Here is a 21266-nt window from a genome sequence, read left to right on the forward strand (position 1 = left end):
TCATTATATTTAAATGTGATAAAGTGGAGCTAGAGATAAAAATATTGGAGGAATTTATAAATAAAAATTGGAATTATTATGGGAAGTATCCGTGAAGGTCGCGCAAACGAAGCTGTTTCAAACTGGGTAAAAGAAGTTGCTGAAAACTACACTTCAGATGCACAATTTGAATTAGTGGACTTACTAGATTATCCACTACCATTATTTGACGAAGCTGCTTCACCAGCTTACACTTCAGACTTGAAAGCTAAAGAACAACAACAGCCATGGGCAGAAAAAATGAATGAACTAGATGGCTATATTTTTGTGACACCTGAATATAACCACGGCGTTTCATCGGCATTAAAGAATGCGCTTGACTATGTTTATAACGAATTAAACGTTTATAAAACTGAGAAAAAACAAAACAAATGATTTTGACGATGATTAATTTTTGAACTGTACTAGTAACTGAAAAAACTTTAATCTTTTATTACTAATGCTATAATTGTAGGTAATAAATTTTAGAAAATAAACTCATTTTAATCATTTATGACTAAGAGGACTAGTTGAATGGTGGAGAAAACTAAGAAAAATAGAATTAAATCCACACTACAAACTAGAGGTTATTATCATATTATTGAAAATGGTTTATTTGTGGGAGGATACAAAAATTGTTTTTAAAAAAGTTACTCACTAAACAACACAAGCAGAAAGAAATCGTTCAGCCACCGATTGAATACAAAAATGCTATGGCGTATATTGAACGAATTTTAAATGAGAAAATGAAGGATGAAGACAAAATCGTGATACTAGATTTTGTTTCTGAGATGGTTAAAAAAGATCTTCAAAGTAATGTTATAACCACAATATTTTACAGTGAAGATCATTTCAAAAAAAATCTAACATTCTTGTTACCGCCACTCTATTTTGATGAAAACAATGTAGAGCACTATTTTCTATCTGAAGACGCCTCTAATTATTCAAAGAATATTGATCTGTCAACAGATTGTGTTTTAGTTATGCCCTGGAATAAAGACAGATTGCCTAAAAATATATTGAATATTTTTAAGAATGGGTTTATCCATCATCCTAGTAATCACATGGCTTACTATTATACAGAGCTTGATATTTGTTATGTTTATAATGGAACACATTCTATTACTTCAGGTATTGGATACAAGAACGGTTTAATTACAGCGGAAGTTATTCAAATGAATCGTATTTTTGAACATATTCGTACTGATGGATTGCATTGGTATAGTACCCACAACAATATTCAATTGGGAGAAGTTTATGATTTTAGAGTGGCAATAATCTATGAAATAGCAAAAATTAAATACAATCTACTTAAGCAGCTGATATGCTCCCCCTAAAGTAGACACTTGAAAAAGTAAAACTATTTTAGGGGGAGTTTTTATGCGTTCAAATAATAAGCATAAGATTGAAGAGCTTGTAAAGTATATTCATTTGTACCTTGAAGATGGTATTAGCCATAAAGAATTATGTAAAGATTATGGTTTATTATTGGGAGGGTCATTATTTCGTGATAAGGTCTTAAGGTATCAGACCCATGGTCTGGAAGGGATTCAATCAAAATTAAAAAATAATCACTATAGTAAAGACTTTAAACTAACTGTCGTTAATGAACATATCATTGAAGGTATTCCTATAAAACAATTAGCTCGAATATATAATATTCCATCCTATCGAACTGTCAGGAGTTGGGTATTGAAGTATACTAGAGGGGAAGAAATGAGGAGTTATTCTCCAAAACCCGAGGTGTATACGATGAAAGGTAAAATAACAACACAAGCAGAAAAATTTGAAATTGTTAAAGATTGTCTTGCCAACGGCTTATCTTATAAAGAAACGGCTGAAAAATATCAAGTTTCTTACAATAATGTCTATTCATGGATTCAAAAGTATAAAGAACACGGCCCTGATGGACTCATTGATGGACGGGGTCGTGGAAAACCAGAATCTATTCAAACAGATGAAGAAAGAATTCAAGCTGAAATTACGGTATTAAAAGCACGAAATGAGTACCTAGAAACAGAGAACGCTGCGTTAAAAAAGTTAGAAGAAGTAGAAAGAGAGTTGATGTTACGCAAACGAGGTTTGAAGCAGAATTTCAAACGATCAAAAAACTCCAAAAAGAAGGATTCAAAGTAGTCCACCTTTGTGACGTATTAAAAGTTAGTAAAGCCGGCTATTATAAGTGGTTAAAGCGTGCGCCAACTGTGTCGGAAAAGCGATTACGAAAGCTGGTTGAGTTAATTCATCAAGTCTATGAAGAATACAAAGGCATTTATGGTTATCGTCGCATCACTATTTACCTGAACTATTTCTTAAACGCCAAAGTGAACCATAAATGTGTTTATCGATTGATGAAGCTGTCAGGGTTAAAAGCCGTTATCCGACGGAAACGGTACTCCTACAAACCACATAAGCCTACACATATCGCTGAGAATATTCTCAATAGAGCGTTTCAAAAGAACTATCAACCGATGGAAGTTTTACTAACCGATGTGACTGAATTTAAGTATGGCAATCACTCTAAAGCTTATCTCAGTGCTATATTGGATTATGGAGAAAATGAAATCGTGGCCTTTAAAGTGTCTAAGAATAATAATAATGCTTTAGTTCGTGATACGGTTCGTCAAATAGAAGGTGATATCGTACCGACCAAAACGCTTTTACACAGTGATCGTGGCTTTCAATATACGTCGCACGGCTTTAGAAACTTTGTCCAAAAACATCAACTCACTCACAGTATGTCTCGTGTGGGCAAGTGTATTGACAATGGGCCAATGGAAAACTTTTGGGGTATTATCAAAGAAGAAATGTATCGTTTGAAGACCTATATGACATTTGAAGAATTAGAAAGGGATATCAAACAATACATTCGATTTTATAACACTCAACGGGTGACATTAAAAATGGGGTTGAGTATTCCAGCATAAGAAAAAACCAGGAATGAAATTTATCATCCCTGGTACAAAATATTTTGTTTATTTACCTGTCTACTTGACAGGGGGCAGTTCACCTGAAGTAGAAGAGGTTTATTATGAAGAAGAGCCGATTTATGATTCGGAAAAATCAACAACATCTATTGCTGAGGAAGGAAACTCCTCTTCAAACGCTGGCTCTAACAATTCGGATAATACACAAGTAGCACCTCCTTCAAGCGAGTCAGCTACAGAAACACCTAAATCATCTGAAAATGAAAATATCTCTAATAGTGAGTGGAAATATGTTGGCAAGAACCCCAATACAGGCGGTGATGTCTATATTTCTGATGGACCACCTATAGCAAACATTGAAGATTTGAATACTATTCCAGGTATCGAAGTAGGCAATCCAGACTGGGTTTAAACACTAAATACCTTCAAAAGCATTAAATAAGCGTTTATGTTTATTTAATGCTTTTTTGGATTTAACAGGGTTGGTTACAATTAAAGAAAACAAAGCTTCTCATAACGACAAGTTTGTTTTTTTAATTGTATCAAGCGTGAATTGAGTTATAATATTTTTGAGGTGAATAATGTGATTCAATCGAAACTTACTCAATTGTTTATGGATAATAACGGAATCATTACTGCGAAATTAGCAAAAAAACATGGTATTGACGACTCAACTCTAAGAAAAGCAGTTGATCGAAATGATATTATAAAACATTCTAGAGGCATTTTTCTGCTAGATGAGTCACATCAAGATGATCTTTATATTATTCAGCTAAAATATCCTAAAGGTGTTTACTCTCACGAAACAGCAGTTATGCTACATTGGCTGACCACAAACTACCCATTTACTTATCATGTGTCCTTTCCTAGAGATTATCATTTAGCTACTGCAGAAGAACAAAGTATCAAGCCATATTATTTACCTCATAAAGAACTAGATGAGGAATATATCGTTGAACTTGAGAGTTGGGATGGAAATCCATTAAGGGTAACAAATTTGGAAAAAACAATTATTGATATGATGAGATATAAACATGCAACACCAGGTATAATCAAAGAAATGTTAGATGACTATTTAGATAGAGATGACCATGATTTTAGACGGTTAGAAAGATATGCACGTGAGCTTAATATTGAAGAATTAGTCAAAGAGAAGATTTTGTCCATTTTAAATTGAACAAATATGTGTATGTATACTTATGAATGGGAGGTAACTATTTTGAGTCATATCATTAAAAAATTAACTAAAAGCTACATTGATGACGCGTTGGTACGTTTGGCTTATAATTCTAGTGCAATAGAAGGTAACACATTCACATTACCTGAAACAGCAACAATCATCATTAATCAAACACTACCTAATAATTCTAAAATTACTAATAGAGAGTATTTTGAAGTATTGAATCACCAACCAGCGTTTGAGTATATGTTTAGAAATATTAAAAATAAAGCTTTATCTGTGTCAATCATAAAAGAAATACATGAAATTCTAACAGATCGATTACAACACGATAAAGGTATGTTCAAAACATACCCTAATCATGTTAGTGGAACTGAATTTAACACAGCACTTCCAGAGAATGTTCCAGCGCTAATGAATCAATTGGTTAGTAATTTATCCTATCGAATCAATCAGCCGATATCCGATGAAGAAGTTATAAAAGCCATATTAGAAGCGCATATCACCTTTGAACGAATTCATCCATTTTCTGATGGGAACGGCCGAACAGGGAGATTAATTATGATCTATTCTTTATTAGAAAATAATTTGCCGCCTTTAATAATAAAGAATAAGGATAAAAATAGTTATCTAAACATTCTTCATAATGCTCAAATCAAGGATGCTCCTAGTGATGATGATATTCAACAATTTTATGCATTTGCATTACCTTTATTGCTAGAAGAGGAAAAACGTATCGATAGTTTTTACCATCAAAAACTACAACAGATTGAACTGTGATACTATTTAAAATCCAATCAGAGAGAACATCTATTAGTGGGAACTCTAAATAGCACTTGACTATTTAATTAGCAATAGGTTAGAATGTGATAAGCTTATTTTAATAAAAAGCGTTGAAGAGTAGAGTAACTAATAAGAATTATTTAAAGAGAATCCTCATTTGGTGGAAGAGGGTATAAGGAAATTAGTGAAAATGAGCTCTGAGCTTCTAAGCTGTGCAAGCAACTTAGACGGAGAGTCCCGTTACAGACTAGAGTATGCATGTACTTATTAAGGTGGAAGTTGAGAAACTTTCATAAACTAGGGTGGTAACACGGAAAAAAATCTGTCCCTTTGGCGATTAATTGATAATCGGCAAAGGGACGGATTTTTTATTTTCCGAAACTTACCATAAAAAAGGAGAATGATATATTATGACAGCAGCATTTCATCGTTTTGACCATGTAGGATCTTACCTACGTCCTGATTATTTACTAAAAGCTCGAGAAGATAACGAAGCGGGTATTATTACTGATGCGGAATTAAGAGAAGTAGAGAACGCAGCAATCATTAAATTAATTGAACAGCAAGAAAAAATTGGGTTAAAGACAATTACAGACGGCGAATTTCGTCGTGCATCATGGCACTGTGATTTCTTCTGGGGATTCAATGGTGTCGATAAGATTACAGACGAGCCTAATGGATCTAAGTTTGAGGGTAAAGTGTATGGTATTACTGCTCGCATTTCAGGAAAAATTTCTGGAGAAAACCATCCTTTTATCGAAGATTGGAAGTTTGCGCGTGAGCATGCTTCAAGCGACGTAGATGTTAAATTAACAATCCCAGCGCCATCTCAATTCGTACAAGAAGCTTTACGTGAGATTAATAGTGATTCTACAAATAAGCATTATGCTTCATTAGATGAACTAGTTGAAGATACGATCTCAGCATATGCAACATTCTTAAATGAAGCCTATGAAGCTGGAATTAAGACTCTACAGTTAGATGACTGTACATGGGCACGTATTATTGCAGGAAAAGACCACTCAGGGAAAGACTTTACGGCAGAAGAGATTGCAGACCGTAAAGATTTATTTATTAAATTAAACAATGGCGTTATTGACAAAGCCCCTGAAGGATTAACGATTAACACCCACGTATGTCGTGGTAATTTCGCTTCAACTTGGTTCGCTTCAGGCGCATATGACTCTGTTGCAAATCCGTTGTTTACAGACGAAAACGTTGAAACTTACTACTTAGAGTATGACTCTGACCGTGCAGGAGGATTTGAACCTTTAGCAGAAGTATCTGGAAATAAAAATGTCGTATTAGGATTAGCAACTTCAAAAGATGGTCAATTAGAAGACAAAGATGAATTAAAAGCACGTATTAAAGAAGCTGCAGCATATGTGCCATTAGAACGCTTAGGAATCTCAACCCAATGTGGATTCTCATCTAACTCAGTAGGAAATAAATTAACCGAAGAAGATCAATGGAAGAAAATTACATTGCTTAAAGAAGTTGCAGAAGAAGTTTGGGGATAAAAGTAGAGTGCCAGGTATGGAGTAATTTCATCCCTGGTTTTTTATGCTCAAATGTAGAATAAGAAGGGAGTATCAGCTGAATAACTAGATACTCCCTTCTTATTTTTATTGTTAAGTGAACATAGAATCGTTCTTAATAAACTACGGCATATACAATATATATAATGATCATAGTAATGGGAAATAAATACGTCTTGATAGTTTTATAATCAAAATTTGGAATACTACGAGTGAAATAAACTGACGATGCTAAAATGAGTGTTAGAGTTTTGCTTTCTATGTGTCCTGTGTATCTTAACCATGCATTAACTACTACAAATATAATGATCAAGATACTGGTTGATTTGTTGATCTTTCAACCGTTGTATCATGTGTTTGCATATATTTTTAACTTATTTATATTTATGGGATTTGGTTATATTAGAGTTAGCTCACTCAAACAGAATTTAGATTATCAAAACCCAAGAAAACAACTTGATTTTACTTTTCTAGTATAAATAACAAATGGATTGATTATCTGATCTTTGAGAGTTTGATCTGTTAGCATATAAAGAAGCTCATATATAAAAAGATTAATCGATTGGAGCTCTAAGGAGTAAGCTGATGGACTATTAGTGCTTTTGAATGCTGTCATCAGACAGGATCAAGCTGTTGTTTGCTAATATTAGTTATAATGATGCGATAATTTAAAAAGTAAGATGTTAAATAAGTATAGTTGGAAACATTATAATATCTAATGAATATTAGCTATAACGAATGAAGAGGCTACGAATAATTAGTTGTTACTATTATTTTCAATCTTTTAGTTTACATAATATATATTATACAAAGTTATGTATATAGTTAATCTACTTAATAACTAACTTAAAAAACCGTCATTTTTATCATTTTGATGTCTAAAAACACCTTTTAATAAAAATAACGGTTTTTGAAATTTTTGTGATGGTTTATTTGTTTAATAAATCATTATTTTGCATCGTCTTGATTGCTTCTAATAAAATATCAGTTGCGATTGCTGCTTTTGTTTTTGTTTCAATATGAATCGCTTCTTTATCAACTTGGAAAATAATGACTTCGTTTGTATCCTTGTTAAAGCCTGCGTGTTCTTTAGACACATCATTAGCGACAATCATATCTGCATTTTTGCGTTTAAGCTTGCCTTTAGCATATTCTTCAACGCGATCTGTTTCAGCTGCAAACCCAATTAAAAACTGCTTATTTTTTTCTTGTCCCATTGTTGCTAGTATATCTGGGTTTTCTTCTAGTAGGATTTGTAAGTCACCGGACGTTTTCTTAATCTTATGGTCAGCCTGGTTCTTTGGTCGGTAATCAGATACTGCTGCAGCCATTACGACTATGTCCGCTGTATCAAAGTCTGCCATCATGGCAGTTTGCATCTCTCTAGCGCTTGAGACGGCTTTTACACGGACTCCGAACGGATGTTCTAATGATGAAGCTGTTACTAATGTGACATCGGCTCCTAGGTCTCGGGCAGCCTCTGCAATGCGGTGCCCCATCTTTCCGGATGATTCATTGGTTAAGTAGCGAACCGGATCAATCTTTTCTCTTGTTCCGCCTGCTGATACGATGATCTTTTTGCCAATTAAAGGTAAGTCGGTTGAACGGTCAACTAATAATAGATGAGCAGCTTCAACAATCGCTTGTGGTTCAGGCATGCGCCCTTTCCCTTCGTATCCTTCAGCTAGGAAACCTGTATCAGGTTCCATGATCTGGTAGCCGAATGACTCCAGCTTTCGTAGATTGGCTTGAGTGGCTGGATTCTCAAGCATATGTTGGTTCATAGCCGGGACAATTAATCGTGGTGCTGTAACGGCTAAAAGAACGGTTGATACGGCATCGTCTGCAATACCATTGGCCATCTTTGCGATAGTATTCGCTGTTGCAGGTGCGATAACGGCTAGTTCAGTCCAGTCTGCAAGGTTAATGTGTGAAACGACCTCAGGATGCTTCTCATCGAAGGTATCTACCATCACATCATGTTTGGATAAAATTTGAAGGGTTAATGGCGTAATAAATTCAGTTGCACTCTTAGTCATCGCAACACGAACGTCGGCGCCCGCTTTAATAAATTTTCTAACGAGGTCTGCTGACTTGTATGCGGCAATACCGCCAGTAACAAAGACCGTTACTTTTTTACCTTTTAACACACTATCATCTCCTATATACAGGCATCAATCCACATACCTATGTATGATCATATTTTATTTTAACATACTATAAAAAAAAGTACCGTTCTATTTGAACGGTACGGCAGTTAATCGTATATGCTGGTAATCACCAATTATTTTAGAAACAGGACATTTCTGGTGAGCGCTATTCATGAATCGCTCTGTTTCATCTATGCTAGCCCCTTCGATCGCTACATAAGCATGCAGATCAAAGTAGAAACCAATACCATTTGTTTCTCTCTCGTAGTCAACAGCAACCTCTACTCTACTTTTTGAAGTCAACCCTCTACCATTTAAAAGTGCTTGAATCGTAGCGTTTAAGCAAGTTGCCCAAGCTAAACCAAATAATTCTTCTGGATTCGTCCCCTCTTCGTCTGATAAAGGACTACTAACCATAACCTTCAAACCGTCTTTGACATAAGCTTCTCCGCTTATACCATGTTCATTGACGACTTCAGTATGGAACAGTGAATCACTCATTGCTTTCAGTACCTTCTTCACCAACAAAAACCACTTGATTATTGTCTAAACTAGCGACTCTTGCTAATGATTCGATACGAATACCGGTTTCTTCAACCCAACGGCGTCCTTTTTGGAAAGATTTTTCAATTACAATACCAATACCAACAACATCAGCTCCGGCACTCTTACAGATTGATAAAAGACCTGCCACAGCTTGACCATTCGCTAGGAAATCATCAATGATTAACACACGGTCTGATGCAGTTAGATAATCTTTTGAGATAGAAATCTCATTTGAGATTTGTTTGGTGTAAGAGTAAACGCTAGTTGTATACATATTATCTTGTAGTGTTAAGCTCTTATTTTTTCTTCCAAATACAACAGGAACGTCTAGTTCTAAGCCAGCAAATACTGCTGGTGCAATACCAGAAGTTTCAACCGTTAGGATCTTGTTTACGCCTGCGTCTTTAAATAGTTGAGCGAATTCATCGCCTAGAGCCTTCATAAGTTTAGGGTTAATTTGGTGGTTTAAAAAGTTATCAACTTTAAGGACGCCGCCTTCTAAGACTTGTCCATTTTCTCGTATTTCTCGTTCTAGTAATTCCATTGAGTGATTCTCCTTAGTCTATTATGGATATATCTTAACATTAATCAGTTAAATTTGGAACATAGAATGATTTTAATCGTTTTAAACGCTTATTTTCAAACTTTGAGGGCTAGTTATTTATTAAAAAACGTCAAAACACGAACAAATAAAAAGAAGTTAGGATTCCTCCTAACTTCAATGGTTATACTAAAACATCATTCATTGCGAGTGATTGTAATTCAGCAAAGACAGCTTCTGTCGTCAATTGTTCCTTCTCTGCTTGAGAATAGTCTTTGACAATTTGACCATGATGAAGGACTAACATGCGGTTACCATAAGTTAATGCGTCTTGTAAGTTATGGGTAATCATAATACTCGTTAATCCCATTTCTTTCACTTTTTTATCGGTCAGTTCTAGAACAAGTTTAGCTGTTTTAGGATCCAAAGCAGCAGTATGCTCATCCAATAACAGAATATCAGGTCGTTTCAATGTAGCCATTAATAACGCAATTGATTGACGTTGTCCGCCTGATAATAGGCCGATTTCTGCATCCATACGTCTCTCTAGGCCTAGTCCAAGTGATTGTAATTGCTCGTGATAGAGTTGTTTTTCTTCTTGGCTAATACCGATTTTTAAGCGACGGCGCTCGCCACGTCTATAAGCAAGAGCTAAGTTCTCTTTAACCGTCATCCGTGGAGCTGTTCCCATTTTAGGATCTTGGAAAACACGACTAATAAATGGCGCCCGTTTTTCTTCTTTTAAATAGGTAATCGTTTGGTCATTGATGGTAATCTGACCGCTGTCTGGAAAGAAATAGCCTGAGATAGCATTCAATAAGGTTGATTTTCCAGCACCGTTACCACCAACCAGTGTAATAAAGTCGCCTTTATTAACCGTTAAATTAATATCTTGTAAAGCCTTCACTTCATTAATCGAACCTGGGTAGAATGTTTTTGAAACGTTCTGTAATGTTAAAATTGCATCTGTTTGAGTCATTCTATTTCCCCCCTTTTCGAGCATTCTTCTTGCTGTATTGCCAGATATAGTATTTTTCTTTTATCTTTGGTAAAGCAAGGAAGATAGCTAGCATCGTTGCTGAGATGAGTTTGAAGTCATTTGGATTCAAACCAGCTTCAAGTACTAATACCATAATTAAACGATACAAAACGGATCCGACTACTAAACATATTAAACGTACTGTAAAGGTCACATTTGAAAAGAGTACCTCACCAATAATAATCGAAGCTAAACCGATAACGATCGCCCCAATACCCATTTGAATATCGGCATAGCCGTTACTTTGCGAGATAACAGCACCTGCTAAAGCAATAATCCCATTTGCCATCATCAAACCAATTGTTTTCATGGTATTCGTTGAAATACCTAAAGAACGTGCCATCGCTTCATTATCGCCAGTTGCAATTAAGGCTTGTCCAAATTCTGTTTTAAAGAATAAGGTATAAATAGCAATAATAACCGCAACGAATAGTAAACCGATTAAAATGGTATCTAAGTGTCTTGGTAAGTTAATCGCTGCTAACTTAGAATAAATAGTTTCCATCCCTAAGATATTAAGGTTTGCTTTTCCCATTACTCTTAAGTTAATGGAATAAAGCCCCGTCATGGTTAAAATCCCAGCTAGTAAACTTGGAATATTTAATTTTGTAATTAAAAATCCCGTTACGGCGCCTGCTAGAGCACCTGCGAAGATGGCGATAAAGACGGATAGAAATGGATTCAATCCTAAGGTGATACATTGGACCCCAACGGCTCCTCCCAATGTAAATGTTCCTTCAGTAGACATATCTGCTATATCAAGAACACGGAAACTAATATATAGTCCTAATGCTAACAAACTCCATATTAACCCTTGCGCTACAGCAGAAACTAACATGTTCATACGGTTATTCCTTCTTTCTATTCGATAATAATGGCAGATTCTTTAATGGAATCCGGCACGTTAATGTTTAATTGTAAGGCTTTTTCTAAATTTAAAATCGACTCTGTTTGATTAGGTAATTGAATAGCGTATTCAGCAGGATTTTCACCCTCTAATACAGCAACTGTCATTTGTCCAGTTTGCACACCTAGGTTGTATTGATTGAGGCCAACAGTAGCTAGTCCCCCCTCTTCAACCATTGTATCAACAGATGGGAAGACTGGAATACCATATGAATCAGTTACTGAAATAAGTGTTGCCGTACTTGAAGCAACGGTATTATCAAGTGGAACCCAGATGGCATCCACATCTTTAGCTAAAGATTCAGCTGTTTGCGCCACATCATTTGTAGATGTGATTGTTTTTGTAATGACTTCGATACCCAGTGACTTCGCAATCGCTTCAGCTTCCTTAGCGGAACTCATTGAGTTATCTTCTGAAGAAGAATAGAAGAAGCCAATTGTCTCTATATCAGGTAGCAAGCTTTGAATCAACTCAAACTGTGCTTCAACTGGAATCTTATCACTTACACCGGTAATGTTTTTACCAGGTGCTTCTAGTGATTCAACAAGGTTTGCGGCAATAGGATCGGTTACCGCTCCTAGGATGATCGGAATATCTTGCGTCGAATTCGCTAGCGTTTGAGCAGCGGGCGTTGCAATACCTACCAAAACGTCAGCATCATTAGCAATAAACCGATCAGTCATTGACTGTAAGTTAGCTTGGTCGCCTTGGCCATTTTGCAAATCAATCACAGCTGTCTCGCCGTCCACATAGCCAGCTTCTGCCAATTGATCAATAATACCTTCTGAAATGGCATCTAAGGCTGGGTGAGATGTGAGTTGTAGAATACCGATATAAGGTAAATCTTCTCCAGAAGTTGAAGAAGCCACTGATTCCGTTTCAGAACCGCTGCCACATGCAGCTAGTCCTAAACCGAATAGTAATGTTGCAGCTGATTTTAAATAGTTAGAATAATTTGTCATTTGAAATACCTCCTAATAATGTGTATTAATGATAAGAAAAAAACTGCCATCTGAATGACATCAGGGCAGTCTTCTTAAACAGAAACCGCCACATAGACTATAAATTGGTCTATGTGGCGAATAGTTATATTCAGTGTTCCACATAGATACATTCAGATAGCTCTGAGGTTGTATCTATGGACAGTTAACGTGTCACCAAAGAAAACAACCTACTCCATGTGGCTGTGCCAGTAAAAGTTCATAAAGTTTGTTTGATTCAATGCTTTTGACATGTTAACGTCTCCTCTACAAATTTAATATACTCATACTATCGTTTAGAAGATTAAAAGTCAATAGCAAAATGAGAAAAAAATGAGAGTAAACAGTTACCTTTAACTGCCTACTCTCACTATCTCAAAATAGCTCGTTGTTAAATCCCCCCGAACTATCAACCGCTATCTTGATGATGTATGACTATAATTATAAAACAAAGGATTATAAGGTCAAGCGACGAAAGAGAGAAACACCCCTTTATTTGGTAGTGAATAGAGACGAATTTGGCGTGTTGACAAAAATAATGAAAAAAATGATTGAATGATCAGCCATATGCTATAATTAAAGGGTTAGAAAGGGAGGTTTTCTCATGTCTTACGATGGCATATTTACCCATATTATTGTTAATGAATTAAAAGAAAAAATTGAAAATGGTCGAATTAGTAAAATCTATCAACCATTTCCGCATGAACTCTTATTAACGGTTCGTGCTAATAGAAAAAATCAAAAATTATTATTATCAGCCCACCCTTCTTATGCGCGTATCCAATTAACAGAAGAAGGTCTATCTAATCCCGACCAAGCGCCTAACTTCTGTATGTTTTTAAGAAAAAATATTGAAGGTGCCTTGATTGAGGAGATTAGCCAGTATCATAATGACCGGATTGTGATATTTAAAATTCTCCGCTTTGACGAATTAGGTGACCGCAAACACGTCAACTTGGTCATTGAACTAATGGGCAGACACAGTAACATCTTCATAGTTGATAATGAAACCAACAAGATTATGGATTCGTTGAAGCATGTCCCAGCTTATCAAAACTCTTACCGGTCAACTTATCCAGGTGCAGACTATGTATTACCACCCCATCAAGATCGTTTGAATCCCTTTGAACCGATTCAAGTCGAAGATACTATTGAATCAGCTAAAGACATCCAGTCTCGCTACCAAGGGATTGGTCGAGATAGTAGTGAAGAAATCTTTCATTATTATCAAACCAGTCATCCTGTCATATCTGATGCGGTAGCTCACTTTGTTAGAGCTGTGCAATCAGGAAAGCCCACCCTTTTTACTTCTAATAAGGGAAAAGAAAGCTTTACCCCCTATCATTTTGAAACGATTGAGGGAGAAGCTAGAGAATGGGATAGCCCGAGTGCCTTGTTAGATCATTACTATCAGCATAAGGCGAGTCGTGATCGCATTCAGCAAGTCGCCTCTGATTTACTGCGAATTATCCAAACTGACCTTCAAAAAAATAAGAAGAAGTTAGAAAAATTAGAGGACTCCTTAAAACGAAGTGAATCTGCGGATGACTACCGCATTAAGGGAGAAGTTTTAACGGCTTACCTTCATCAAGTTGAAAAAGGCAGCAAGCAAGTTAGCTTACCTAACTTCTACCAGGATGATGAGGAATTAGTTATTGATTTAAACCCGTCATTAACGGCTTCTCAAAATGCTCAAAAATACTTTAGTCGTTACCATAAGTTAACGACTGCAGTGAAATATGTAAACGAGCAAATAGAAAAAACAAAAGAAGAAAATGACTACTTAGACTCGATTGAAACGCAAATTAAATTGTCCGATCCACAAGATTTAGAAGATATTCGTGATGAATTAAAAGAGTCTGGTTACTTGAAGTCAAAACGATCTCAAAAAAATAAAAAGAAAAAAGCCAGCAAGCCACATAAATTTCAATCAACAGATGGCACGTCTATTCTAGTCGGTAAAAACAACACACAAAATGATGAATTAACCCTTAAAAAAGCCCGAAACAATCATTTCTGGCTCCATGCTAAAGATATTCCAGGGTCACATGTGATTGTTGAAAGTTCTACGCCTTCTGAAGAAACCTTGCTAGAAGCAGCGACTATTGCGGCTTATTATTCTAAGTACCAGCAATCCGCTAACGTACCGGTTGATTATGTTGAAGTAAAACACGTTAAAAAGCCAAACGGTGCCAAACCTGGTTTTGTTATTTATACTAATCAAACAACTTTGTTTGTGACTCCATCAAAAGAATTTGTCGATCAATTACGACAATAATAAAAAAATCGCTCATCCATGACGGACGAGCGATTTTTTTATTTAATAGCGTCTGACCAAGCTTGAGGATCGTTGCTCCATGATTGAAGTAGTGTCAATTCATCTTCTGTAATTGCCTTTGTATCATGAGCCACGTTTAGAAGAGTTGTGTAGTTCGATAATGTATCGATACGATAACCGCTAGCAGCAAAGTTATCTTTCCCCTTTTGTAATTCGTAAGAGAAAATAGCAACACAGCCAAGGACAACTGCTCCTTCACGTTCTGCAGCTTGAGCAGCTTCAATCACGCTACCACCTGTTGAAATTAAGTCTTCAACTAAAACAATTTTTTGTCCTTTTTGAATGCGGCCTTCGATTTGATTGCCTTTACCATGGTCTTTTGCTTTCCCACGAATATAAATCATTGGTAAATTCATGACTTGTGAAATAAAGGCAGCATGTGGAATACCCGCTGTAGCTGTTCCAGCAATTACCTCAACATCAGGGTATTTTTCTTTAATTAAATCAGCTAAGCCATTCGCAATTTGTGTGCGAACGTCTGGTACGCTAATGGTAATACGGTTATCACAATAAATCGGACTTTTTAAGCCTGAAGCCCATGTAAAGGGTTCTTGGGGGCTCAAGCTAACAGCTTGAATATCGAGTAGTGATTGGGCAACTTTTTCTGCAATTGTCATGTTATTACGCTCCATTCCATTGTCTATTGATTGTATGATAGGCTTCTACCGGATTGTCTGCTTGAGTAATCGGTCTACCGACTACGATATAAGATGATCCCATTTCACGTGCCTTATCAGGTGTGGCAACACGTTGTTGGTCTCCTAGGCTAGCACCAGCTGGGCGAATACCAGGTGTCACACATAAAAAGTCTCTTGAAGTTGCAGATTTAATGGCGCTAGCTTCCCAGGCAGAACAAACGACACCATCCAAACCAGATTGATGAGTTGTTTTTGCGTAGTTGATAACACTATCCATTAATGACACTGGGATGAGTTGTTCCGTTTGCATAGCTAACTCGGTTGTTGAGGTTAACTGTGTAACGGCAATCAATTTTGGAACGGTCGAACCAGCTTGTGTGCCATCGATAATGCCTTCTTTAGCGGCTTTCATCATTTCTGATCCACCGGCAGCATGAACATTAATCATATCAATATCTAGTGCCGCAAGACCTTTCATGGCGCGATAAACGGTATTAGGAATATCATGCAGTTTCAAGTCTAGAAAAATATCATGACCTAAACTTTTTACCCATTTTACAATTTCAGGGCCATTTTGGTAATATAATTCCATTCCCAGTTTGACATACAAGCGGTCGTTTGAAAATTGAGATAAGAACTGTTTTGTTTCGTCAGCTGTTGAAAAATCAAGTGCTATCATTGGTTTGGTCACGGAAAATCCTCCTTTTATTCGGCGCTATCCTTAATAAGGGTCACTTGTTCTTGACCATCATATTCCTGAAGCTTCACAGATATTTGTTCGGTAATTGCTGTTGGAATGTTTTTACCAACATAATCAGCCTTAATCGGTAATTCACGGTGACCTCGATCAATTAATACGGCTACTGTAATACGGTTAGCTCGGCCGTGATCCATAACAGCATCCATTGCCGCGCGAATCGTCCGAGCTGTAAATAACACGTCATCGACTAAAACAATGTGTTTTCCTTCTACTGAAAACGGCAGATTTGTTGCGTTTAAAACGGGATCTTCACCTTCAGCAAAATGTTGGTCATCACGATAAAGAGTAATATCTAGTTCCCCAACCGGTACTGCCACATCTTCAAAATCCTTAATCCGGTTTGCGATTCGTTCTGCTAGGTAAATACCACGCGTGCGAATACCGACTAAAATTAAGTCCTCTGTTCCGCCATTTCGTTCTAAAATTTCATGAGTAATTCGAGTAATTGAACGCTTCATCGTTGCTTCATCCATAATACTAATTTCTTTTTTCATGGTTATTCTCCTTTAAATGATGTTATAAAAAATACCCCTATGCCAAAAAGCGCATAAGGGTTCCATTAGTCAAAAAACGACACTCATAATAGACTTCCTTTTAGCCTCTCTGGACTGTGTTAAAGGTTGCTTGTTTTATTATTCAATTAAGCATAATCAAAAGTTGACGAACTGTCAATTAGTCTCTGCTAGCATTTCTAACTTTTTAACGAAATAATCAGGTAATGGTTGCTCGAACCGTAACCATTCACCACTTGTAGGATGCTCAAAGCCAAGAACACCTGCATGTAAATATTGACCGTGCTTATCTACGCTAGCAGCAGGTCCGTACATTGGATCACCGACAACAGGGTGATTAATGTAGGTCATATGAACACGAATTTGGTGAGTGCGACCTGTTTCAAGCGTTAATTCAAGAAGTGAAAAATCATGGTATAGCTCTAAGCGTTTGAAATGTGTCACAGCAGGACGACCTTCAAGGGTAACCGTTCGTTTCATCCGATTATTTGTCATCCGACCAATTGGTGCATCAATCCGACCTTCATCATGCTCTACTTCACCATGAACCAACGCCGTGTAAACACGTTCCGTTGTGTGGTTGAGAAATTGTTGTGCCAAGTGTTCATGTGCTTCATTAGTTTTAGCAATCACTAATAAACCAGATGTATCCTTATCAATACGGTGAACGATACCGGGTCTAAATTCACCTGTACCATCCGATAAGTTTTTAAAATGGTGAAGTAAGCCATTCACCAAGGTACCTGATAGGTGGCCTTTAGAAGGATGAACAACCATGCCAGATTCTTTGTAAATAACGGCTAGCTGATCATCTTCATAAACAATATGAAGCGGCATTGCTTCCGCTTGGATTGAAACAATTTCTTTTTCCTGAACAGTCATCACGATTTGATCGCCCGCTTGGACTTTATAATTAGCTTTCACGATTTGTCCATTAACTGTCACTTTCTTTTCTTTCAATAGGCTTTGAATTTGGGTCCTTGTGAACGAGCTAAACCGTTCAGTTATCACTTTATCAATTCGCCCTTCTTCATTATTCACATTAAGGGAATACGTTCTTTCAGTCATTTTATTATCCTTTTCTCTCTTCGTTTTCTTCAAAAAATAGTACATGAATAATCATTAATGCTACCCCAATTGTTAAGCAAACATCTGCCACGTTGAAAATAGGGAAGTTGATGAAATCCAGACGGAACATATCAACAACAAAACCATTCAATAAGCGGTCGATAAAATTACCAATCGCTCCAGCTAAGATTAATGAAAAACTATAACCAACTAACTTACTCTTGATCGGGTATTTATGGAAGGTATAAACCAAGTAACCAACTACCAGAACAGTAATAATATAAAAGAAAACCATTTTTCCTTCGAATATCCCCCATGCCGCCCCCTTGTTTTGGATATAAAACAAAGAGAAAAAGCCTGGTACAAGTACCTTTTCTTCATACAAAGCAAAATTCTGAACGATTAACCATTTGCTAATTTGATCAATTATAATTAATAACACTGCGATGATATAATAAAAAATCATTGGGTCTCCTCACTTACTTGCATTATTCAATACTTCTCTATTGTAAACGAAAATGTGAAAAAGCTAAAGGGCAAGTTCAGATGGAATTAACGCATTGTGCTCTTGTGCCTTGAATTCTAAAGAAGAGTTTAGTTATAATGGTTTATAGGTTTAGAACTTATTGATAAAGGAGACGCTATTTTGAAAAAGATGTATATGATTTTGGCAACAAGCGGCTTGTTTCTAGCGGCTTGTTCAAACGGGGCTGCAGACCTTCATGAAAATGTTGAATCTGTCAGCCAAATTAAAGAAGAGTTGGTTGTTTCATTAAATGAAATTCAATCTAAAGAAGCTAGTATGCAGGAGGAATTTGACGCATCACTAGTATCAGATGAAGACCTAGTCAGTTTTAAGGATGGCTCTGCGCAATTGTTCAGTAATATTGACAGCCGTAGCGAACAACTAGCTAGCATTCAAAAATTATTAAAAGATTTAGAGAAAGAAACATCTCGCTTAAATAAACAAGATGACGAAGAACTTCCCCTAACAGCAGTTCAAACACTTTCTCAAACTGTTACGGACATTCAAACAACTTTAACAGATTATGTTGAGACTTATGACAATCAGTTAGCTGAGGAAAAAACGACCTTTGAATCATTTGGATCAGACGATGCGGATTTCAACACCCTATATAATGGCATTGATCGTTTAAATGCAACAAGTCATACTAATCTAGAAAAAATTCAACCTTTAGTTGATTTATTGGCATCATTTGATAGCCAATTTGAGGAATTAATGGCTGAATTAACAGAACTACAAGACAAATAAGGAGTTTATTCGCTATGAAGCAATCATTATTACTATTGTTGGCTGTCTCTTTATTAGCAGCTTGTTCATCAGATTCACCAGAAACAGAAACGACTCAATCTAGTCAAGAGACTATTTCTTCGTCAGAAGACGTATCAAGTTCTAACGCTTCTTCACAAGACGTCATCGAAGAAGAAAGCGTTGCTTATGAGTATGATATTAATCAAGCTATTTTCACCGTTGAACCGATTGACGATGCACCAGTAGAAGTTGCCCTTTTGACCTTTGATGATGCACCTCAACCACCTAATAGCTATTCACTAGCTATTGCTCATACCGTAAAGGAAAAAGACGCTAATGCCATTTTCTTTGTTGTAGGACAGTTTTTAGAAGATGAGACATCACAAGCTATAATTAAAGAAATTTATGATATGGGATTTGAAATTGGTAATCATTCTTATTCTCATCCAGATTTCCATAGTTTAACTTATGAAGAACAAAAAGAAGAAATCGTGAAAACAAACGATAATATTGAAGCCATTACGGGCCAACGTCCTCGTTTCATCCGACCGCCTTATGGTCAATACGATGATAATACGTTAGCTGTTATCGAAGAAGAAAAAATGACTATGATGAATTGGACGTATGGCTATGATTGGGAAGAGGCGTATATGAATACCCCTGCCCTAGCTGATATTATGGTTAATACGGAATTCTTAGGCAACGGCGCAAACTTATTGATGCATGACCGTGAATGGACAGCGGGGGCCATTGGAGACATTATTGATGGTCTTCGCGAAAAAGGCTATGAGATGGTCGATCCAGCTTTAATTGCGTCACCAGAACGGGAGGAAGACTAATAAATGACACATCGATTTTTAAAATTACTAACAGCTTCTGCATTACTGACTTTAGGATCCCCTTTTATGTCAGAAGTAAAAGCAAGTGAAGTCCAAGAGGCGACTACATTATCATTAAGACAAGAACCGTTTTTAAAGGCCCCTGAAGTTAAGAGTCTGCCGAAAAAGTTTTTCTATGATAGTGGTGTCGACATAGCTTACCCGGAAGATGGGGTTAAAGGCATTTACTTAACAGCTAATTCAGCCGGTAGCACTGAGAAAATGGATGATATGATCAGTTATTTAAACAGCAATGATTTAAATGCTATGGTTATTGATATTAAAGATGATTTTGGTTTTGTTACAACACAATTCGATACGGATGATGAACATTTACAAAGTAACACCATTACTACTATTGAGGATATTGATGCTTTAATTGGAAAATTAGAAGAGAATCAAATTTATCCTATCGCTCGTGTGGTTGCCTTTAAAGATTCAGAACTACCAAAAACACAACCTGAAATGTCCTTCCGTTATCCTAGTGGTGAAGTTTGGACAGCTGGCAATGGTGAAGCTTTTATTAATCCCTTTATGAAAGAAACATGGGATTACGCCATAAATGTTGGAATTGAAGCGGCTAAAGTTGGCTTTAAGGAAATCCAGTTTGACTATGTTCGTTTCCCAGAAGGATTTGAAGTATGGGGAGAAGACTTAGTTTATGATATGGGTGACTATGCAGATGCTGATATGGATGATGTTCAAAAACGTGTGGCTGCTGTCTCTGATTTTGTAGCTTATGCCCGCGAACAATTGATGCCGTACGGTGTTGAAGTATCCGTTGATATTTTCGGTTATGCTGCAACAGTTCCAGAAGCACCCGGTATTGGACAAAACTTCAGCAATATTGCTTCTCATGTCGATGTTATTTCATCTATGATTTATCCAAGTCATTGGGGCGCATCTTACTTTGGGATTGATGCACCAGACTTACACCCCTATGAGGTGGTTGATGAATACATGAAGGTGGAATTACCTTTGCTTGAGTCGTTAGACCATACACCAGTGACTCGCCCATGGTTACAAGACTTTACTGCTTCTTACTTAGGCGCTGGTTATTATAAAGACTATGGCAACGCAGAAGTCATGGCACAAGTACAAGCACTAAACGATCATGGTGTTACTGAATTCCTATTGTGGAATGCCGGTAATGTTTATAGTTATTAATTAAAAAAGGAGACAAACCGTTT

At 36.6% G+C, this 21266-nt stretch carries 22 protein-coding genes, 1 pseudogene and 1 other annotated feature; of the genes and pseudogenes, 12 read left to right on the forward strand and 11 right to left on the reverse strand.

Annotated features, from left to right (window positions below):
• Positions 1-72 precede the first annotated feature (72 nt).
• The 8 genes and pseudogenes from G7057_RS10970 (at position 73) to G7057_RS11005 (ending at position 6428) form a co-directional block, all read left to right on the forward strand.
• The gene (locus tag G7057_RS10970; protein ID WP_319592862.1) at positions 73-414 is read left to right on the forward strand and encodes an NADPH-dependent FMN reductase; all 342 of its coding nucleotides are present in this window, start codon (positions 73-75) and stop codon (positions 412-414) included.
• 239 nt (positions 415-653) lie between these two features.
• Complete coding sequence (locus tag G7057_RS10975) at positions 654-1355, forward strand: DUF6710 family protein (RefSeq protein WP_166163733.1); 702 nt, start codon at positions 654-656, stop codon at positions 1353-1355.
• A gap of 43 nt (positions 1356-1398) precedes the next feature.
• Complete coding sequence (locus tag G7057_RS10980) at positions 1399-2154, forward strand: helix-turn-helix domain-containing protein (protein ID WP_166163734.1); 756 nt, start codon at positions 1399-1401, stop codon at positions 2152-2154.
• Positions 2112-2945: pseudogene (locus tag G7057_RS10985) on the forward strand (IS3 family transposase); the annotation flags it as partial. The gene G7057_RS10980 and the pseudogene G7057_RS10985, both read left to right, overlap by 43 nt.
• A 13-nt stretch (positions 2946-2958) precedes the next feature.
• Positions 2959-3357 (forward strand): hypothetical protein, encoded by a 399-nt coding sequence (locus G7057_RS10990; protein WP_166163736.1) that lies wholly within the window; start codon positions 2959-2961, stop codon positions 3355-3357.
• A 171-nt stretch (positions 3358-3528) separates the two neighbouring features.
• The gene (locus G7057_RS10995; protein WP_166163738.1) at positions 3529-4122 is read left to right on the forward strand and encodes a type IV toxin-antitoxin system AbiEi family antitoxin domain-containing protein; all 594 of its coding nucleotides are present in this window, start codon (positions 3529-3531) and stop codon (positions 4120-4122) included.
• Positions 4123-4164: 42 nt separating this feature from the next.
• Positions 4165-4905: a Fic family protein gene (locus G7057_RS11000; RefSeq protein WP_166163740.1), complete on the forward strand. Its 741-nt coding sequence runs from the start codon at positions 4165-4167 to the stop codon at positions 4903-4905.
• A 104-nt stretch (positions 4906-5009) separates the two neighbouring features.
• Positions 5010-5241 (forward strand) — a binding site (T-box leader).
• Between the two features lie 77 nt (positions 5242-5318).
• Entirely contained in the window at positions 5319-6428 is a 1110-nt protein-coding gene (locus G7057_RS11005) for a 5-methyltetrahydropteroyltriglutamate--homocysteine S-methyltransferase (protein WP_166163742.1), read from the forward strand.
• A gap of 947 nt (positions 6429-7375) precedes the next feature.
• Here the strand turns inward: G7057_RS11005 and coaBC are convergent.
• The 6 genes from coaBC to trpX form a co-directional block, all read right to left on the reverse strand.
• Positions 7376-8596, reverse strand: coding sequence for a bifunctional phosphopantothenoylcysteine decarboxylase/phosphopantothenate--cysteine ligase CoaBC (gene coaBC / locus G7057_RS11010; protein ID WP_166163743.1), 1221 nt, complete (start codon positions 8594-8596; stop codon positions 7376-7378).
• 87 nt (positions 8597-8683) lie between these two features.
• On the reverse strand, positions 8684-9097 hold the full coding sequence (locus tag G7057_RS11015; RefSeq protein WP_166163745.1) for an OsmC family protein: 414 nt from the start codon (positions 9095-9097) through the stop codon (positions 8684-8686).
• Positions 9090-9686: a xanthine phosphoribosyltransferase gene (locus G7057_RS11020; RefSeq protein ID WP_166163747.1), complete on the reverse strand. Its 597-nt coding sequence runs from the start codon at positions 9684-9686 to the stop codon at positions 9090-9092. The genes G7057_RS11015 and G7057_RS11020 overlap by 8 nt, the downstream gene beginning before the upstream one ends.
• A 181-nt stretch (positions 9687-9867) precedes the next feature.
• Positions 9868-10662, reverse strand: a complete 795-nt coding sequence (locus G7057_RS11025; protein ID WP_076766053.1) for an ABC transporter ATP-binding protein — start codon at positions 10660-10662, stop codon at positions 9868-9870.
• 1 nt (position 10663) lies between these two features.
• On the reverse strand, positions 10664-11566 hold the full coding sequence (locus G7057_RS11030) for an ABC transporter permease (protein ID WP_076766051.1): 903 nt from the start codon (positions 11564-11566) through the stop codon (positions 10664-10666).
• Positions 11567-11583: 17 nt separating this feature from the next.
• Positions 11584-12591, reverse strand: a complete 1008-nt coding sequence (trpX, locus tag G7057_RS11035; protein WP_166163749.1) for a tryptophan ABC transporter substrate-binding protein — start codon at positions 12589-12591, stop codon at positions 11584-11586.
• A gap of 622 nt (positions 12592-13213) precedes the next feature.
• Between trpX and G7057_RS11040 the strand changes: the two genes are divergently transcribed.
• Positions 13214-14887, forward strand: a complete 1674-nt coding sequence (locus G7057_RS11040; protein WP_166163750.1) for an NFACT RNA binding domain-containing protein — start codon at positions 13214-13216, stop codon at positions 14885-14887.
• Positions 14888-14925: 38 nt separating this feature from the next.
• Here the strand turns inward: G7057_RS11040 and pyrE are convergent, their stop codons facing one another.
• The 5 genes from pyrE to lspA all read right to left on the reverse strand — a co-directional run bounded on the left by pyrE (position 14926) and on the right by lspA (position 18391).
• Positions 14926-15564: an orotate phosphoribosyltransferase gene (gene pyrE, locus G7057_RS11045; protein WP_076766045.1), complete on the reverse strand. Its 639-nt coding sequence runs from the start codon at positions 15562-15564 to the stop codon at positions 14926-14928.
• Between the two features lie 4 nt (positions 15565-15568).
• A complete protein-coding gene (gene pyrF, locus G7057_RS11050) occupies positions 15569-16264 on the reverse strand; it encodes an orotidine-5'-phosphate decarboxylase (RefSeq protein ID WP_166164241.1) in 696 nt (231 codons plus the stop codon).
• A gap of 26 nt (positions 16265-16290) precedes the next feature.
• On the reverse strand, positions 16291-16839 hold the full coding sequence (gene pyrR, locus G7057_RS11055; protein WP_156892179.1) for a bifunctional pyr operon transcriptional regulator/uracil phosphoribosyltransferase PyrR: 549 nt from the start codon (positions 16837-16839) through the stop codon (positions 16291-16293).
• A gap of 174 nt (positions 16840-17013) precedes the next feature.
• On the reverse strand, positions 17014-17925 hold the full coding sequence (locus tag G7057_RS11060) for an RluA family pseudouridine synthase (RefSeq protein WP_166163752.1): 912 nt from the start codon (positions 17923-17925) through the stop codon (positions 17014-17016).
• 4 nt (positions 17926-17929) lie between these two features.
• Entirely contained in the window at positions 17930-18391 is a 462-nt protein-coding gene (gene lspA, locus G7057_RS11065) for a signal peptidase II (RefSeq protein ID WP_166163754.1), read from the reverse strand.
• 189 nt (positions 18392-18580) lie between these two features.
• Between lspA and G7057_RS11070 the strand changes: the two genes are divergently transcribed.
• Genes G7057_RS11070 through G7057_RS11080 form a run of 3 tightly spaced genes read left to right on the forward strand, consistent with a single transcriptional unit; the run spans position 18581 to position 21243 of the window.
• Positions 18581-19198, forward strand: a complete 618-nt coding sequence (locus tag G7057_RS11070; RefSeq protein ID WP_227004712.1) for a YkyA family protein — start codon at positions 18581-18583, stop codon at positions 19196-19198.
• 14 nt (positions 19199-19212) lie between these two features.
• Positions 19213-20037 (forward strand): polysaccharide deacetylase family protein, encoded by an 825-nt coding sequence (locus G7057_RS11075; RefSeq protein ID WP_076766035.1) that lies wholly within the window; start codon positions 19213-19215, stop codon positions 20035-20037.
• A 3-nt stretch (positions 20038-20040) separates the two neighbouring features.
• Positions 20041-21243, forward strand: a complete 1203-nt coding sequence (locus G7057_RS11080) for a putative glycoside hydrolase (protein ID WP_166163758.1) — start codon at positions 20041-20043, stop codon at positions 21241-21243.
• Positions 21244-21266 lie beyond the last annotated feature (23 nt).

Origin of the sequence: Jeotgalibaca arthritidis, assembly GCF_011100465.1 — a bacterium.
In the GTDB taxonomy this organism is placed as follows: domain Bacteria; phylum Bacillota; class Bacilli; order Lactobacillales; family Aerococcaceae; genus Jeotgalibaca; species Jeotgalibaca arthritidis.

Excerpts from the sequence above, each read along its gene's own strand:
- G7057_RS11020 (WP_166163747.1), bottom strand. The coding sequence starts at position 9,686 with ATGGAATTACTAGAACGAGAAATACGAGAAAATGGACAAGTCTTAGAA.
- G7057_RS10990 (WP_166163736.1), top strand. The coding sequence starts at position 2,959 with ATGAAATTTATCATCCCTGGTACAAAATATTTTGTTTATTTACCTGTC.
- G7057_RS10980 (WP_166163734.1), top strand. The coding sequence starts at position 1,399 with ATGCGTTCAAATAATAAGCATAAGATTGAAGAGCTTGTAAAGTATATT.
- G7057_RS11080 (WP_166163758.1), top strand. The coding sequence starts at position 20,041 with ATGACACATCGATTTTTAAAATTACTAACAGCTTCTGCATTACTGACT.
- pyrR (WP_156892179.1), bottom strand. The coding sequence starts at position 16,839 with ATGAAAAAAGAAATTAGTATTATGGATGAAGCAACGATGAAGCGTTCA.
- G7057_RS11060 (WP_166163752.1), bottom strand. The coding sequence starts at position 17,925 with ATGACTGAAAGAACGTATTCCCTTAATGTGAATAATGAAGAAGGGCGA.
- lspA (WP_166163754.1), bottom strand. The coding sequence starts at position 18,391 with ATGATTTTTTATTATATCATCGCAGTGTTATTAATTATAATTGATCAA.
- G7057_RS11015 (WP_166163745.1), bottom strand. The coding sequence starts at position 9,097 with ATGAGTGATTCACTGTTCCATACTGAAGTCGTCAATGAACATGGTATA.
- G7057_RS11040 (WP_166163750.1), top strand. The coding sequence starts at position 13,214 with ATGTCTTACGATGGCATATTTACCCATATTATTGTTAATGAATTAAAA.
- G7057_RS11030 (WP_076766051.1), bottom strand. The coding sequence starts at position 11,566 with ATGAACATGTTAGTTTCTGCTGTAGCGCAAGGGTTAATATGGAGTTTG.
- G7057_RS11025 (WP_076766053.1), bottom strand. The coding sequence starts at position 10,662 with ATGACTCAAACAGATGCAATTTTAACATTACAGAACGTTTCAAAAACA.
- pyrF (WP_166164241.1), bottom strand. The coding sequence starts at position 16,264 with ATGATAGCACTTGATTTTTCAACAGCTGACGAAACAAAACAGTTCTTA.
- pyrE (WP_076766045.1), bottom strand. The coding sequence starts at position 15,564 with ATGACAATTGCAGAAAAAGTTGCCCAATCACTACTCGATATTCAAGCT.
- G7057_RS11070 (WP_227004712.1), top strand. The coding sequence starts at position 18,581 with ATGTATATGATTTTGGCAACAAGCGGCTTGTTTCTAGCGGCTTGTTCA.
- trpX (WP_166163749.1), bottom strand. The coding sequence starts at position 12,591 with ATGACAAATTATTCTAACTATTTAAAATCAGCTGCAACATTACTATTC.
- G7057_RS11005 (WP_166163742.1), top strand. The coding sequence starts at position 5,319 with ATGACAGCAGCATTTCATCGTTTTGACCATGTAGGATCTTACCTACGT.
- G7057_RS11075 (WP_076766035.1), top strand. The coding sequence starts at position 19,213 with ATGAAGCAATCATTATTACTATTGTTGGCTGTCTCTTTATTAGCAGCT.